This is a genomic window from Sphingobacterium psychroaquaticum (genome assembly GCF_900177625.1).
In the GTDB taxonomy this organism is placed as follows: domain Bacteria; phylum Bacteroidota; class Bacteroidia; order Sphingobacteriales; family Sphingobacteriaceae; genus Sphingobacterium; species Sphingobacterium psychroaquaticum.
In genome coordinates, this window is record NZ_FXAU01000001.1 from 611,065 (window position 1) to 626,660 (window position 15,596).

The window sequence follows — 15,596 nt, forward strand, 5'->3', positions numbered from 1 at the left end:
ATCGATTAACAATATGAAAAAAATATGGATATATCTGCTTTTAAGCATAACGGTGATTATGTTGGAAAGCTGTGAAAAGGATATTATGCCTTACGAAGGCAAAGAAGGGGTTTATTTTGGTGTTCGCTGGGGCGATTTACATCGGGCAGAATCTTCATGGCCTTATCAATCGTATAGTAATGTAGACTTTGTATCAATTGGAAAAGATGTTGTTGATATGACAATTAAGGTTGATATCTCGGGCCCAGTTAAGAGCTATGATCGTACATTTTATGTCGAAGTGAATAATGATTCTACGACGGCTACTTTGGGCAAGCATTACGAAGCATTTAAGCGAGAATGGGTTGTTCCGGCAGGTGCAACTTCTGCTGTCATGGTGGTGCGCTTAATGCGTACACCGGATTTAGAGGAAACACAGCAGACCCTAGGCCTGCGTCTGCTGGTTAGTCCCGACTTTGAATTGTCTTTTCCCGCGTGGGATGCTATTCCTTCTTTGGATGGCGGGGCAAGTGTCAAAAAGTTTGATGCAAGCTTGCATACCCTACGGATAAACGACGTCATGATTCGTCCGGCAGTATGGTCCGGTTCGATACAGGCCGGCAATCGCGAATCAGGGCTCTTTGGTGTTTTTAGTCGACGTAAGATGGAATTTTTTCAAGATTATCTCGGACTTAAATACGAAGACTTTGCTAATACCCAGATTATGCCGATGGCACGGCAAATGCTTATTTCAAATGATGGTACGGCGGCGCTTGTTCGGCTGTTTAATGCCGGGACCCCTGTTTTAGAGGATGATGGCCGCTTGATGTGGATGGGGACCGTTCCATGGACGTCCTATATTGGTGTGCCGTGGGTTCCTGCTCGTTAGTTTAACTTATTTAAGATTGAAAAATGAAATTATTATATTTTCCGCTCATCTTTAGCTGCATGCTAGCTATATTATCCTGTAGTAAAGATTTAGGTAATTACAATTATAAGGATATTAATGAATTAGATATTAAGGGTGTTCTTACTAATTATATGGTGCGTACGGGGCTTGATACCTTGCACATTAATCCTACTATTACGGCGACTGAAGAACAGTCTGGTAGCGATAGATATGAGTATCTGTGGATTCTTAAAACAGGCTCACTGACGTTTGATACGATAAGTAGGGAAAGGAACTTATCGTATCCCATTCTCCTTAATCCTGTTCCTTACGACCTGTTTTATCGGGTGATGGATAAGGTGACCGGCGTTACCTGGACGGCTAATACAAAAATAACGGTTAGTACGGCCTATTCCCGTGGACTTTTGATTATGGGCGAAAATGAGAGCGGATTTGCGGAAGCAGAGATGTTATCTATGTTGTCGGATACGTTGCATATTAAAGGTATTCTTTCTAAAAGTGGCCTACCGTCGTTGCGGGAACCGATTAGCCTTGTACATACGGCCGGTGACGCCTCCTATATCCGCCTCTGGGCCATGACAAAAACAGGGTCTTATTTTCTTGATCGTGCTACCATGACGGCTACCACAGCAAATAATTTAGGACGCTTTTTATTCACCTCGGATGAAATAGATCCACAAACGGTGCACCCCGTCGTTATCGCTCCGCAGGTGCGTACGGCAGCTGGAGCTGTCGGCAGTACTTTGTATCGTGCATTGGTAACGGTCGGTGGTGATGTGTTCTCCAGTGTGCCATTGATTATGGGGGGCGATTTCTATAACAATCCGATAAACCGAGTCGCTTCGGCACCGGATGTACGTATTCCTGCAGCGCCATATTTATTGTATCCGATTGGAAGTATGAGTAGTATTATGTGGTATGATACACGTAACCAACGCTTTTTAAATCATACCAGTATTGGAGTTTCTACCTCCTCAACTCCGTTGACTGATGGAGTAAATGATGTGTTCCCATGGAATCAACCTGTCGGACGCACCTTGGTGTATGCGGAGAACACCCGGAATACGGATGGTGGATCAACGAATGGAAATTCCTTTGCTATTATGAAGGATACAGATAACACATCTCATATCTATAAATTTTATGCGAATGGAACCAATCCCGCCAAACGTGCCGCTTATAAAGTGAAAGCTATCGCAACTGATTTCGATAAAGCGAGTCTATATGCTTTTTCATCCAATAGAACGGTTGTCTTTTATGCGGTGGGTAAAACTTTGTATGCCTATGATTACAACCCTGGTTTTGAGAAGATATATACATTTCCGGAGTTGGGGGATGCGGAGGTAACCATGGTTAAATTTGATACCCAAATGGACCATGTGGTCAATAGTCTCTATATCGCGACCTACGATACGGCATCAAAAGGTACGCTGAGACGCTTCCGGGTTGGAACGAACCCGAATGTAGTCGAGCTTTCATTACAGGATAACAGCACGTGGACAGATATGATAAAGATTAAAGATATCAATTGGCGCGCTATTAATTAATCACTTTCAAAAAACTAAAGAATGAAAAGAACAAAATTAAAAATGCTTTTTATGTTAGTCGCGGCGCCTGTTTTGGCGTTTTCGCAAACAACTAATTTTACGCTGCAAGGCCAGGTGCCAGCTGCTGATAACGGTAAATTTATCAAGCTTTACTACGAAAATAAAGACTCAAAAGTCGTGGATAGCGTGTTGGTAAAGAACGGCCGGTTTTCGTTTAAAGGGACGCTTAATGCACCGACTGTTGGTAAGGTCAGCTTCTTAGGGGAAGAGGCAGGTGACCGGTTTGATGTTTTTCTTGCTGAGGGAACGGTAAATTTGTCGGCTAAGAAATCCCTTGCTCAAGCTACGGTGTCGGGGACGGATTTAGCGAAAAACTACGAAAAGTTAGCGCAAAAACTAAGGCCAGAAGAGCATAAAATTTTTAATGCTTTAAGTCAGTTTAAAGATATGCCGGAAGGAGATGAAAAAAAGGCATACATCACCAAGGTGTTGGAAGATTTGGATGTATATACCCGCTTTAGAAGAGAGACCATTCATCAATTTGTTTTGGAAAATCCAAATTCATATGTTGCTCTTCATCAATTGGAAAAAACAGCACAGGGGCGTATGGCTAATTATGAAACTACTTTTCCTTTTTATGATAAATTAAGTGCCGATCTTAAAGCAACAATGCTGGGCAAAGAATTCGGAGAACGGTTGCTTTTGGCAAAGGGAGATCTAACGGGGCAGCCGTATAAGGATTTTTCTTCTACTACACCAGAGGGTAAAGAATTGAGCCTGCATAGTATCCTTCAGAAGAATAAGTACACCCTAGTTGATTTTTGGGCGAGTTGGTGTGGCCCTTGCCGTAAAGAAAATCCACATGTTGTGAAAACTTATGAGGCATTTAAAGATAAAGGATTTACTGTGCTTAGCGTTTCACTCGATGATGACATGTCCAGATGGACCGCTGCCATTGAAAAGGATGGCATGCCTTGGCATCATGTTTCCAGTCTTAAAGGATGGAAAGAACCAGCCGCTGCATTGTACGGTGTACGTGCTATTCCACAAAACGTGTTGATTGATGCTAACGGTAATATTGTTGCCAGTAATTTGAGAGGGGAGACCTTGTTCGCAAAGGTGCAGAGTTTGTTGCGGTAGTTTTTTAGATCCAGTAATAAGCTTTGCTAAAGGTATACGATATGGCATATAGCATAGGAAAGTTTTTTTGGAACAAATGTTGTTTATAAGTTTATAATTATATTTTAAGTATTTTATTTTAACTAAATCGAATTTCATTTGTTAAAAAATAAGGTTTCAGTACGACAGTACTGAAACGCTATACTTATTAATTTATCACTTTTAAATATTATAAACTATGTGTTCCAACTTAAGTTATCCAAAAGATGGTTATGATGTGCCGCAAGGTAATGTGCTTGTTCTGAGTTGTATAGATTTGCGTTTAACAGACAATTTGCAAGAGTTTCTAAATTACGATAACCTCACCAATCGATATGACCTCTTTGCTTTAGCGGGGGCTGCGTTGATGACACAGCGGGAGAACCCGAAGCTGCAAGGGCATTTTGTGACGGTGAGCGAAGAAGAAAAGAAAAAATTGCATGTATGGAAAGATATCTGGGATATGCATTTAAATATATCGCTTGATCTCCATCATATCGAGGATGTTTACATCGTAGAACATGAAAATTGTGGCGCATACAAGGCATATTTAACGGAAGCCTATCTCAAAAAGGGAGAAGAGAAACGGCATGATGAGTTTGCCGCTGCGCTTACAACAAGTATCCACGCGACGCATCCCTACTTAAACGTACATACCTTTTATATTGACCTCCGTGGGAATATTAAGTTGCTACGCACCAAAAAAGGTGTAAAAAAATAGTTGCAATTCTTTTTTTCAAGGAACCCGGTGCTTCTTCTCACCGGGTTTTTCTATTCCTTTTTGTATGTTTACATTATGAATAGATACCTTTTAAGTGCTTTATTGTCCATTTTTTTTGTGCGGGCTCAGGCGCAGGAGTTTGATGCATTAAAATATGAATTTGACAATTCTACAGTACTGAAAGGCTATTTTTATGGTTTTAACCTGTACGATCTAGATCAAAATAGATTTCTTTTTGGTACACAAGAAGATAAATACTTTACACCGGCTTCTAATACCAAAGTTTTTACCCTGTTCACCACCTTGAAAAATATTGGAGATTCTATCCCTGGGTTACAGTATGTCACGCGCGGAGACTCTTTGATTTTCTGGGGAACTGGGGATCCAACCTTCTTACATAGTAAGTTGGATTCCAGAAAGGTGTATAACCTATTAAAACAAACGGATAAAAAGCTGTTTTATGTAGAGGAGAAATCCGTCGAAGAACCATTTTATCGGAATGGTTGGGCAATTGAAGATTTTGAAGAGTACTATCAGCCAGAATTAAGCAGCTTTCCAATCTATGGGAATGTAGTGACTTTCCGGGAAAAGGCTGGGCGATTGGTTACGGAACCTTCTTTTTTTAACGCACAGATTTCGGTGAAGGAACAGCAGGGGAAGAAATTTAACTTAACGCGGAGCTTCGATGCTAATTTGTTTTATATGAATTCGACTCGTGTTCCAAATAACTATGTGAATGAAAAGCCTTTTCGCTATTCACCTTCATTTTTTGTAGAGCTTCTTCAAGATACGCTTCATAAAACGGTGGAACGGATTCAATACCAGAAACCGAAGGATATTACTGTACTTTATTCTATCGACACCAAAACTGTTTTGCGGGAAATGATGCTTCCAAGTGATAATTTTTTGGCAGAGCAGCTCACCATGGTGGCCGCTATGGAGAAGTTCGGTTCATTTCGGACGGCCGAACTGCGTAAGTATATGATGGATACCTATTATCATTACTTTACAGATAAAATTGACTTGAATGATGGAAGTGGATTGTCTGCATACAATAAGGTGACGCCGCGTAGCATGGTCGAATTGCTGCTTCTTGTTCAAGCGGAGTTAACGAATCCGGACGATCTTCACCATGTTTTCCCCACGGGGGGAGTCGATGGAACAATAAAGTCAGCTTACAGTTTAGATCGAGGGGAGCCTTTTGTATGGGCAAAGACAGGAACGATTACTTCGGTACATTGCCAAAGCGGTTTTATCAAAACGCGATCGGGAAGAAACCTCGTTTTTTCCTTTATGAATAACAATTTTATAGGGTCTGCTAGTCCCGTGCGTAAGGAAATGGTTCGATTGATTACTTTTATTAGACAGAATTATTAGGAAGTTCAAATCTATTGGTATCTTCGCTTCTTACGTATGGCAATCATTGAAAAAAACAATAAAAAAATAATACGTGCCTGGTCGATGTATGACTGGGCAAATTCAGCTTACAACCTCGTCATTACTTCTACTATTTTTCCGGCTTATTATACGGCAATCACCCAAACTAAGGAGAACGGTGATATTGTTAACTTCTTTGGCTTTAAGGTTGTAAATACTGCTTTGTCAAATTTTGCTTTAGCTGCTGCTTACCTGTTGATGGCTTTTGCACTTCCTTTTATTTCTTCGTATGCGGATGTAAAAGGACGAAAAAAGCAAATCATGATGTTTTTTACCTACTTGGGGGCCGCATCGTGCATGGGGCTTTTCTTTTTTAAGCTGGAAACACTGGAAATAAGCATTATTCTATTTGCCGTTGCTGCGATGGGGTACATTGGTGGAGTTCTGTTTAATAATTCCTACCTGCCTGAAATCGCGTCGGTGGAGCAGCAGGATAAAGTGAGTGCGCAAGGATTTGCGTACGGATACGTCGGCTGCGTAACTTTGCAGATCATCTGCTTGGTGTTTATCCTAAAACCCGATTGGTTTGGTATCACTGACCCTTCGTTCGGGCCACGATTGTCTTTTCTCCTGGTCGGTTTATGGTGGGCTGGTTTTGCTACGATTCCTTTTCGGGCTCTTCCCAATAATCAGAGATCGGCTGTGCGCGCATCCAAGAACCTCTTTCGTATAGTGGTTTTGGAATTTCGTATTGTACAGAAGAAAATCAATAAAATTATAGCAATTCGACGCTTTCTTCCTGCTTATTTTTTTTATGCGGCAGGGGTACAGACGGTCATGATTGTGGCAGCTGCCTTTGGGGCTAAAGAGTTGAAATTGGAAAGCTCGAAGCTTATTATTACGATTCTCTTAATCCAATTGGTTGCGATCGCCGGTGCATTCTTGATGTCATTGTTGTCCAAACGTTTTGGAAACGTTAAGGTGCTGATGGCCGTGGTTTTTGTGTGGATTGGAGTTTGTTTATCTGCGTTTTATATTACAACGGAGATGCAATTCTATCTGCTGGCATGTGTTGTAGGCTTGGTTATGGGAGGAATCCAATCGTTGTCACGTTCCACCTATTCTAAATTTTTGCCGGCTAATATCAAAGACACGGCTTCATTCTTTAGTTTTTATGATGTTACCGAAAAGATTGCCATTGTGGTTGGTTTGATCTCATTTGGTCTAATAGAGCAACTGACGCGTAATATACGTTTGTCAGCCTTATTCTTATCGGTGTTTTTTCTAATCGGGTTGCTTTTGTTAACTCGGGTGTTAAAGTTTAATAAAACCGTTGGTTCATGAAAGTAGAGTTGTTTATTCCGTGTTTTATCGATCAGATATATCCTGAAACCGCATTCAGTACGGTTAAATTGTTAGAGAAAGCAGGGTGTGAAGTGGCGTACAATCCGGCACAGACGTGTTGTGGACAGCCTGCTTACAATGCGGGGTTTTGGGATCAAGCAAAAAAAGTAGGGACTAAATTCTTGAACGATTTTTCGGACGACTGTTACATCGTATCTCCATCTGGATCGTGTGTCGGAATGGTTAAGAACGGGTATAATGATCTTTTTACAAATTCGATAGAGCATAACCGCTGTCGAAATATTCAAGGGAATGTATATGAACTTACTGACTTCTTGGTAAATGTGCTTAAAAAAGACTATTTTGGTGCAGAGTTGGTCGGTACGGCTGTGTACCACGATGCCTGTTCGGCTCTTCGGGAATGTGGAATTCGCGATGAACCGCGTCGATTATTAAGTCACGTCGGTGGATTGGAGTTGTTGGAGATGCGAGATCAGGAAAGCTGTTGCGGCTTTGGCGGCTCTTTTGCCGTCAAATTTGAAGGTATATCGGCAGCAATGGCTGAACAAAAAGTACAAAATGCATTGGCCGTAAAGGCTGATTTTATCATATCAACAGATAGCTCCTGTTTGATGCAGCTACAAGGTTACATCGATAAGCATGAGCTACCCATAAAAACGAAACATATAGCCGATGTTTTAACATCTGGCTGGGCAAATATTTAACTAAAACCTAACAAAATCAATGAACTCAAGAAGAACATTTCTGAAAAACTTAGGCTTAGCTACGGCAGGTCTTACAATGGCACCCTCGTTGGATTTATTTGCTGCGAAAAAATCATGGTTTGAAATTTCGTTAGCACAATGGTCGTTGCACAAGACGTTGTTTAAAGGAGATTTAAAAAATATCGATTTCCCAGAGCTTGCTGCCAAGAAATTTGGTATCTACGGTGTTGAATACGTGAACCAATTCTTTAAGGATAAAGCTAAAGACATGACGTACCTCAAGGATTTAAACCACCGCGCTAAAGATAATGGCGTAAAGAACGTTTTAATCATGGTTGATGGTGAAGGTAACTTAGGTGATGCTGATGAGGCAAAACGTAAAGAGGCTGTTGAAAACCATTATAAATGGATTGACGCGGCAGCTTTCTTAGGTTGCGGTGCTATTCGCGTAAATGCTGCGGGTAAAGGTACCCCAGAAGAAGTGAAGAATCAGGTCGTACATAGTCTAAGCACATTAGCTGATTATGGCAAGAAAGCGAAAATCAATGTTATCGTTGAAAATCACGGTGGTATTTCCTCACACGGAGATTGGTTATCTGATGTGTTGAAAACGGTTGGAAAGAAGAATTGTGGTAGTTTACCTGACTTTGGTAACTTCTATGAATACGATCGTTATCAAGGTGTGATTGATTTAATGCCTTATGCGAAAGGGGTAAGTGCGAAGACACATGATTTTGATGCTAGCGGCAACGAAACAAAAGTAGACTATGCACGCATGATGAAAATTGTTAAAGACGCTGGATTTAGAGGATATGTAGGGATTGAGTATGAAGGAAGTAATTTGTCTGAGGTAGATGGTATTATTGCTTCTAAGAAATTGTTGGAAAAATTTAAGTCGTTATAGATTTTAGAATTAAAATCTGTAAAACAGTGAGATAGTTTGTTATGGTAAAGTTTTTCTTTAGATTCCTTCTGCTTATTTCGATACTGACAATAGGAGGACGTTTGCAAGCGCAGGTGAACTTTTATAACATGAATAAGTGGCAAGATAGCTTGCTTATGTTAGGCAAGGATATGTACCGCTTAAAAGGAGAGGCAGAGCGACTAGAGAAGAACTTTACTTTTGTGAAATCATTGGTGTCGGCACTCAAGGAGAAACATTCCTATATGTATAACTTTGAGAAGCTAAATATGATTTCTGTGGTTAAAGCACCAGATGATCGCTTTCGGATTTTTTCTTGGAACATACCCTTAAATGACGGTTCTTACCTGTATTATGGGGCTATTCAAACGAAAACTAAGGATGGGAAACTGGATTTGGTCCCCTTGTTAGATAAGACCTTTTGGGTAGAGAATCCAGATTCAGATATTTTAAAACCTGACCATTGGTATGGTGCGCAGTACTACGATATCGTTTCCATGGGGGATGCCTATGTTCTGTTGGGTTGGAAAGGACATGAACCAACGTATACCCAGAAAGTAATTGAAATTTTACATTTCGAAAATGGCGTGTATTCATTGGGTAAAAAAGTGTTTTCTGACAACCCAATATGGAGTCGACGTATCTTCAAATACACCAGTCAAGCATCCATGTATTTGAAATATCATAAGGATAAAAATAGTTTTATTTTTGACCATATCGTGCCTGCAGCCCCTAATTTAGTTGGGAAATTTGCGTATTATGGCCCAGATTTAACGTATGATGCCTATGTTATAGAGCAAGGTAAACTGGTGTTGAAAAGCAATATTCCTTTCCAGAACCCACCCCGAGAAGAAGATCACTTAAACATCGTTCCCGGTAAAGCGATTCCCAAAAAAAGTAGTGGATTTTAGAAGTTCGTCCAAATAAGATTCTAAAAATGTGCCGTTTTTTGTTTTCTTTGTAAGGAGATAATAACAATTGTAAATCTAAAATCCGAGCGATTGCAGATTTTTATAGCATTAACTTAAAATTTATGACAGAAGTAAAAGATGACGTGTTGGTTAACCACCTGGCGAAGCAGGGAGTTGACGACAAAATGGTATTAGGGCACCCAGCGAGTCTGTTCGTGCTGTTCTTTACCGAAATGTGGGAACGCTTTAGTTACTACGGTATGCGGGCTTTGTTGACCGTGTTCCTCGTTTCTGAAATAACAAAAGGCGGATGGGGTTGGAGTAATGAAGAAGCCATGTCTCTTTATGGTTGGTATACCATGTTGGTATATGCCACACCACTGCTCGGTGGTATAATTGCAGATAAACTTACAGGATATAAAAAAGCGATTTTATTGGGCGCTTTAGTAATGACATTAGGGCATGCCTCTATGGCGCTGGAGGGATTCGATAAGAATTTCTTCTATTTAGGTTTGCTGTTCATGATCCTAGGAAATGGTTTGTTCAAACCAAACATCTCCTCAATGGTTGGACAATTGTATCCAAATACAAGCGCTAAAAAAGATGCTGGCTATACCATATTTTACATGGGAATCAACGCTGGAGCCTTCTTAGGTTCTTTGTTGTGTGGTTACCTGGGTGAAAAAATTGGCTGGCATTATGGTTTCGGCTTAGCGGGTGTATTTATGTTCTTTGGTATGTTGCAGTTTTTCTTTGCGCAGAAGATCTTCGGTATTATCGGTGATCAACCAAAGGGTAAAGGAATTATCGGGGAAACGAAAAAAGAGGAAGAAGAAGAACACACGCCAGCGAATGTGGTACGCGATCGATTAATCGTGGTTGCCGTATTGATGGTAGCTAGTATTTTCTTCTTTTTTGCGTTTGAACAAGCAGGGGGATCGATGTCTATCTTTGCTAAAGATTTCACGCAACGTGTACTTGTAGGGAGTGCGGCAACTACCTTTAAATGGATTGACGCTGCGTTAACCATTCTTCCTATTTTAATTGTTACCTACGTGCTGTACAGCTTAGCGAAAAAGATTGCCGGAAAATATCCATTAACTATTTTCTTTACCGCACTGTCGTTCTTGGCCATTACGTTTTTAGGTTTATGGAAAGTGCAACGTGAGTTTACCTCATTGGAAACAGAGGTTACTGTCTCATGGTTTCAGATCTTAAACGCTTTCTTCATCGTCACGCTAGCTTCTTCTTTTAGTAAGTTTTGGGAACGTGTTTGGAATCCAACAGGACCCGTTAAGTTTGCTTTAGGTTTGTTATTGGTTGGGATTGGCTTTGTTGCGTTGGCCTATGGTAGTATGAGTATTCCTCAGGGTGCTAAGACCGCGTCCGTGAGTATGATCTGGTTAGTATTGGCTTATTTCTTCCATACAACAGGTGAATTGTGTTTATCTCCAGTAGGTCTTTCCTATGTAAGTAAGCTGTCTCCAAAGAAATTTTTAGGTTTAATCTTTGGTTTCTGGTTCTTGGCATCCGCGATTGCAAATAAACTAGCGGGTGTTACAGGTGGACTTATTGATAAAATAGCAGAGAACTTCTCTATGAGTACCTTCTTCTTGATTATTGCAGCACTTCCAGTAGGAGCAGCATTGCTTTTGTTGATATTCAGTCCGTTGCTTAAAAAGATGATGCACGGTATTAATTAATCGGAGCTTTTTTTAAACATGTAAATAATCTCGTCATTGCGAGCGGAGTCTAGCCATCCTTTGTAATATGTTTTTGTTATAAAGTTGTTCTGTAACTTCTCTTCGTGATGACGAGTTTTTCTTTTAATTTTTCTGTAAATTTGGCCATCTTAATTTAATATTTATGTCAGAAAATTCTTCGGTTTCACTTCAAGAGGAAGGTAAAGTCTTAGGTCATCCGTCCGGACTGTTTGTCCTTTTCTTCACCGAAATGTGGGAACGCTTCTCTTTCTATGGAATGCGTGTTCTTTTGATTCAGTTTCTTACAGCTTCTGTATTGGGGGCTAATCCGGGTTGGGGTTGGACAGCGGAGCAGGCAGGTGCACTTTACGGTACGTATGCGATGCTACTTTACATTACGCCGATTTTCGGCGGTGTTATTGCGGATAAGTATATTGGCTCTCGTGCAGCCGTAATCATTGGAGCCGCAATCATGACGTTAGGACATGCGTCAATGGCTTTTGATTCGCCGATAATGTTCTTTATTGGTTTAGGCTGTTTGGTGCTTGGTACCGGCTTCTTTAAGCCAAACATGCCCGCAATCTTAGGTGAGATGTATAAGCAACTGCCCGAGAAGAAAGATGGTGCATACACGATTTTTTATATGGGGGTAAATGCCGGAGCTTTCTTTGGTATGATGCTTTGTGGATACCTGGCAGAAACTGTGGGCTGGCACTGGGGATTCGGCCTGGCCGGAATCTTTATGTTGCTCGGTACATTCCAGTTTTGGTTAGCAGGACCTTTGTTAGGTAAATTAGGAATTCTGGATAAAGCTGAAAGAGCGACTAAAGATGTGAAAGCAGATCTTGAAGCAGGTGAAACGAAGCACAATAAATTTACAACAATAGACATCATTTTGATGACGATCGTTGGGGTGGTAGGTTTTGTATACGCTTTCAATGACCCACTTTCTAAAAACAATGTACTCGATGTTTTTGCCTTTTTAGATACGTCATTTTTACGCGGGCAGAATATTATGATCATTGGTGCCTTGGTGTTGTTCTTGGTTCTTGTCGTGTCGCGTATACAGCGTTATGCGAAAGTTGTAAGAGATCGGATGTATGGCGTAATTCTATTGGCCTTCTTCTTGGTTTTCTTCTTCATGAGCTTTGAGCAAGGAGCTACCTCATTGGTCCTTGTGGCGCGTGATTATGTAAACCGTGAGTTGACGGGAAATAGCTTATTGGTGTTCAATATCGTAAATACATTATTGACGATCGTTCCGTTGATTATTATCTCTTGGGTGTTGATCAAGTTAGCCTTGGTTACATGGACGAAGATCGCTTGGTCAAATATTATTCTTTTTGTTTGTTTCCTACTAATATGGGCAGCAGGTATATGGATGCTGTACAATGAGTTTACGGCGGAAATTTCAGAGATTAAAGTTTCTTGGTTCTCCATCTTAAACTCTTTCTTTATTATCGCTTTGGCTTCTTCGGTTTCTAAAATTTGGGATTCCAAATTTAATCCACCAGCAGCGATGAAATATGGTTACGGTCTTATTTTAGTAGCGATCGGCTTCTTGATCTTAGGTGTTGGTGCCCTCGGTGCGGGGCCTGGTGTAAAGATATCGATGGTATTCCTTGTGTTGACGTACCTGTTTCATACCTTGGGTGAATTATTTATTTCACCGGTAGGGCTTTCTTATGTGTCGAAGCTAGTGCCAGCACGCATGCTCGCCTTTATGTTCGGTATGTGGTATTTAGCTATTGCTATTGCCCAAAAGCTAGCCGCCATTTTAGGGGGACAGGTCGAAACGATTCAAGAGAACTACTCGTTAAGTCATTTCTTCTTCTTGTTTACCATTATTCCGGCAGCAGCAGGTCTGTTGGTGATGGTGCTGAACCCAGTGATTAAGAAATTAATGCACGGAATTAAATAACATTCATTGAAATGCTTCCCTTGGGGAGCATTTTTTAGTATATATTGATATGTCAAAACAGCTTACATTAGAGGAAATCCAGAACTTTGAAGGTAAATATCCAAAGCAATTGTGGTATTTGTTTTTGGTGGAAATGTGGGAACGCTTTTGTTTCTATGGGATGCGGGGGGTACTAACCATCTTTATGGTAGATCAACTTTTTCTTTCAGAAAAGGATTCCAACTTAAAGTATGGTGCTATCCAAGCCTTTGTATATGCCTTTACTTTTGTTGGTGGTATCTTTGCCGATAAGATATTAGGCTTTAAACGTTCGTTAACTTTTGGTGCGATCCTGATGATTGCGGGTAACGGTTTGATCGCTATAGATCCACATCAATTCTTTTACTTTGGTATTGCCTTAACTATTATTGGGACAGGGTTCTTTAAACCGAATATCTCTTCCATGGTGGGAGAGTTGTACAAAGATGGAGATGCAAGACGGGATGCTGGTTTTGGAATGTTCTATTCTGGAATTAACATAGGAGCCCTATTAGGTGGTGCACTTTGTGTCTGGCTTGGTAAAAGTCACTCTTGGAACCTCGCCTTTTTAGCTGCGGCCATTGTAATGGTTATTGGTATCATTGTTTTCTTGGCAACAAAGAGACACTTGGGCCCAATTGGTAATAGCCCGATAGAACACTTGCCAAAAACAAAGAAAGTGACACGCGAAGTACTTGTATACGTTGGGGCGCTACTTTGTATTCCTTTGATTTTTATTATGATTCATAACACATCCTATACGGATATGTTTATGTATGTAATTGGACCATTAGCTTTATTGTATTTCTTCTTTATGCTATTTAAAGAAAAAGATAAAGCGGTGCGTCAGCAGCTTATTGCGGCATTGACACTCATTTTGTTCTCTATTTTGTTTTTTGCAATTTTTGAACAAGCAGGTGGTTCTTTGGCCTTATTTGCGAATAATAATTTACACCATAACCTCTTGGGGGTTAACATCGATCCGAACGTTGTAAATAACGGGGCAAACTCTTTATTTGTTATTATCTTTAGTCCGCTGCTCGGTCTGGTTTGGTTAGCGATGGCTAAGAAAAAGATTGAACCAAATACCGTCGTTAAGTTTGGATTGGGGTTCTTGTTGTTGGCGGGGGCTTATTACATTTTCTTCTGTACGCGTTTCTTTGCTGATGCGGACGGGAAGACCTTATTGGGTATATTTACACTGGCTTACCTTGCTGTAACATTGGGAGAGTTGTGTTTGTCTCCGATTGGTTTGTCGATGATTACTAAATTATCACCGAAGCATCTAGGCGGTATGATGATGGGACTTTGGTTCTTAGCGAGTGCCTACGGACAATACGTAGCTGGTTTGCTCGGTGCTAATATGTCTTCGCCGGATGATAATGCTTCTTTGATGGATAAATTGTTGGGCTATACCGCGGGGTATCACCAATTGGCTATTTATTCTGTGATAGCTGGGGTTACCATAATCTTGTTATCGCCATTTATCAAGAAATTGATGCACGGCGTAAACTAGATAAACATATAGTTTTTTGTATCTTTCCTCGGTATACGAGGAAAGTTTTTTTTATTTTAAGAGATAATTAATAATAGCGTCCGTGGTAGACAGTATAGTTATTATTCCAACCTATAACGAAAAGGAGAATATTGAGAAAATTATTCGGAAGGTTTTTTCGTTAGCGGTAGATTTTCATATTCTTATCGTTGATGATGGTTCTCCTGATGGAACAGCAGATATTGTCAAACGATTACAAACAGAATTTGTCGATCGCTTGTTTATAGAGGAAAGAAAGGGTAAGTTAGGGTTAGGTACAGCTTATCTACATGGCTTCCGTTGGGCATTAGATCGTCATTATGCGTATATCTTTGAGATGGACGCCGACTTTAGTCACAACCCGAAGGACTTGGTTCGTTTGCGCGAGGCCTGTGTTGAGGGGGCAGATATGGCCATTGGATCCCGTTATATCCAAGGGGTAAATGTGGTGAACTGGCCGATGAGCAGGGTATTGATGTCGTACTTTGCCTCGGTATATGTACGTTTCATTACTGGAATTGACATTCAAGATGCGACAGCCGGCTTCGTCTGCTTCTCGCGGAAGGTATTAGAGAAAATTCCGTTGGATGAAATTAAGTTTGTGGGCTATGCCTTTCAAATTGAGATGAAGTTTAAAGCCATAAAATATGGATTTAAAGTGGTTGAAGTACCTATTATCTTTACCGATCGAACAGAAGGGGAGTCAAAGATGAGTACACGGATCTTTCGAGAAGCCTTCTTTGGAGTCATCCAACTGAAGGTGGAAAGTTGGTTTAAACGTTGGAAGTAAATTTAAAACAGGTGTGTGTCGTTGAGTCGACATAAA

General features: G+C 40.6%; 13 protein-coding genes. All 13 read left to right on the top strand.

Translation table 11 applies throughout. From position 1 onward, the window contains the following. Nucleotides 1-13 precede the first annotated feature (13 nt). Complete coding sequence (locus tag B9Y69_RS02310; protein WP_144036484.1) at nt 14-868, top strand: DUF4843 domain-containing protein; 855 nt, start codon at nt 14-16, stop codon at nt 866-868. A 23-nt stretch (nt 869-891) separates the two neighbouring features. Beyond that, nucleotides 892-2,436 carry a PKD-like family lipoprotein gene (locus tag B9Y69_RS02315; RefSeq protein ID WP_085471383.1) on the top strand — a complete coding sequence of 515 codons (1,545 nt, stop codon included), beginning with the start codon at nt 892-894 and terminating at the stop codon, nt 2,434-2,436. A 21-nt stretch (nt 2,437-2,457) separates the two neighbouring features. Beyond that, nucleotides 2,458-3,576 carry a TlpA disulfide reductase family protein gene (locus tag B9Y69_RS02320; RefSeq protein ID WP_085471384.1) on the top strand — a complete coding sequence of 373 codons (1,119 nt, stop codon included), beginning with the start codon at nt 2,458-2,460 and terminating at the stop codon, nt 3,574-3,576. 217 nt (nt 3,577-3,793) lie between these two features. Next, nucleotides 3,794-4,315 carry a hypothetical protein gene (locus tag B9Y69_RS02325; protein ID WP_085471385.1) on the top strand — a complete coding sequence of 174 codons (522 nt, stop codon included), beginning with the start codon at nt 3,794-3,796 and terminating at the stop codon, nt 4,313-4,315. Between the two features lie 75 nt (nt 4,316-4,390). After that, complete coding sequence (locus B9Y69_RS02330) at nt 4,391-5,692, top strand: D-alanyl-D-alanine carboxypeptidase/D-alanyl-D-alanine-endopeptidase (RefSeq protein ID WP_085471386.1); 1,302 nt, start codon at nt 4,391-4,393, stop codon at nt 5,690-5,692. A gap of 36 nt (nt 5,693-5,728) precedes the next feature. Beyond that, nucleotides 5,729-7,036 carry an MFS transporter gene (locus tag B9Y69_RS02335; RefSeq protein WP_085471387.1) on the top strand — a complete coding sequence of 436 codons (1,308 nt, stop codon included), beginning with the start codon at nt 5,729-5,731 and terminating at the stop codon, nt 7,034-7,036. Continuing rightward, complete coding sequence (locus tag B9Y69_RS02340; RefSeq protein WP_085471388.1) at nt 7,033-7,761, top strand: (Fe-S)-binding protein; 729 nt, start codon at nt 7,033-7,035, stop codon at nt 7,759-7,761. Before B9Y69_RS02335 ends, B9Y69_RS02340 begins: the two co-directional genes overlap by 4 nt. A 19-nt stretch (nt 7,762-7,780) precedes the next feature. Then, entirely contained in the window at nt 7,781-8,665 is an 885-nt protein-coding gene (locus B9Y69_RS02345; RefSeq protein WP_085471389.1) for a sugar phosphate isomerase/epimerase family protein, read from the top strand. A 128-nt stretch (nt 8,666-8,793) separates the two neighbouring features. Continuing rightward, nucleotides 8,794-9,594: a hypothetical protein gene (locus tag B9Y69_RS02350; RefSeq protein WP_134433322.1), complete on the top strand. Its 801-nt coding sequence runs from the start codon at nt 8,794-8,796 to the stop codon at nt 9,592-9,594. A gap of 122 nt (nt 9,595-9,716) precedes the next feature. Next, entirely contained in the window at nt 9,717-11,297 is a 1,581-nt protein-coding gene (locus B9Y69_RS02355) for a peptide MFS transporter (protein WP_085471391.1), read from the top strand. A gap of 163 nt (nt 11,298-11,460) precedes the next feature. Next, nucleotides 11,461-13,218, top strand: coding sequence for a peptide MFS transporter (locus B9Y69_RS02360; RefSeq protein WP_085471392.1), 1,758 nt, complete (start codon nt 11,461-11,463; stop codon nt 13,216-13,218). Between the two features lie 49 nt (nt 13,219-13,267). Continuing rightward, on the top strand, nt 13,268-14,752 hold the full coding sequence (locus B9Y69_RS02365) for a peptide MFS transporter (RefSeq protein WP_200811735.1): 1,485 nt from the start codon (nt 13,268-13,270) through the stop codon (nt 14,750-14,752). 82 nt (nt 14,753-14,834) lie between these two features. Beyond that, the gene (locus B9Y69_RS02370) at nt 14,835-15,560 is read left to right on the top strand and encodes a polyprenol monophosphomannose synthase (RefSeq protein ID WP_085471394.1); all 726 of its coding nucleotides are present in this window, start codon (nt 14,835-14,837) and stop codon (nt 15,558-15,560) included. Nucleotides 15,561-15,596: the final 36 nt, after the last annotated feature.

What these genes read in the sequence shown, in the direction of transcription:
- B9Y69_RS02310 (WP_144036484.1), top strand. Translation starts at nt 14, where the DNA reads ATGAAAAAAATATGGATATATCTGCTTTTAAGCATAACGGTGATTATG.
- B9Y69_RS02360 (WP_085471392.1), top strand. Translation starts at nt 11,461, where the DNA reads ATGTCAGAAAATTCTTCGGTTTCACTTCAAGAGGAAGGTAAAGTCTTA.
- B9Y69_RS02330 (WP_085471386.1), top strand. Translation starts at nt 4,391, where the DNA reads ATGAATAGATACCTTTTAAGTGCTTTATTGTCCATTTTTTTTGTGCGG.
- B9Y69_RS02340 (WP_085471388.1), top strand. Translation starts at nt 7,033, where the DNA reads ATGAAAGTAGAGTTGTTTATTCCGTGTTTTATCGATCAGATATATCCT.
- B9Y69_RS02345 (WP_085471389.1), top strand. Translation starts at nt 7,781, where the DNA reads ATGAACTCAAGAAGAACATTTCTGAAAAACTTAGGCTTAGCTACGGCA.
- B9Y69_RS02350 (WP_134433322.1), top strand. Translation starts at nt 8,794, where the DNA reads ATGAATAAGTGGCAAGATAGCTTGCTTATGTTAGGCAAGGATATGTAC.
- B9Y69_RS02355 (WP_085471391.1), top strand. Translation starts at nt 9,717, where the DNA reads ATGACAGAAGTAAAAGATGACGTGTTGGTTAACCACCTGGCGAAGCAG.
- B9Y69_RS02365 (WP_200811735.1), top strand. Translation starts at nt 13,268, where the DNA reads ATGTCAAAACAGCTTACATTAGAGGAAATCCAGAACTTTGAAGGTAAA.
- B9Y69_RS02315 (WP_085471383.1), top strand. Translation starts at nt 892, where the DNA reads ATGAAATTATTATATTTTCCGCTCATCTTTAGCTGCATGCTAGCTATA.
- B9Y69_RS02335 (WP_085471387.1), top strand. Translation starts at nt 5,729, where the DNA reads ATGGCAATCATTGAAAAAAACAATAAAAAAATAATACGTGCCTGGTCG.
- B9Y69_RS02325 (WP_085471385.1), top strand. Translation starts at nt 3,794, where the DNA reads ATGTGTTCCAACTTAAGTTATCCAAAAGATGGTTATGATGTGCCGCAA.
- B9Y69_RS02320 (WP_085471384.1), top strand. Translation starts at nt 2,458, where the DNA reads ATGAAAAGAACAAAATTAAAAATGCTTTTTATGTTAGTCGCGGCGCCT.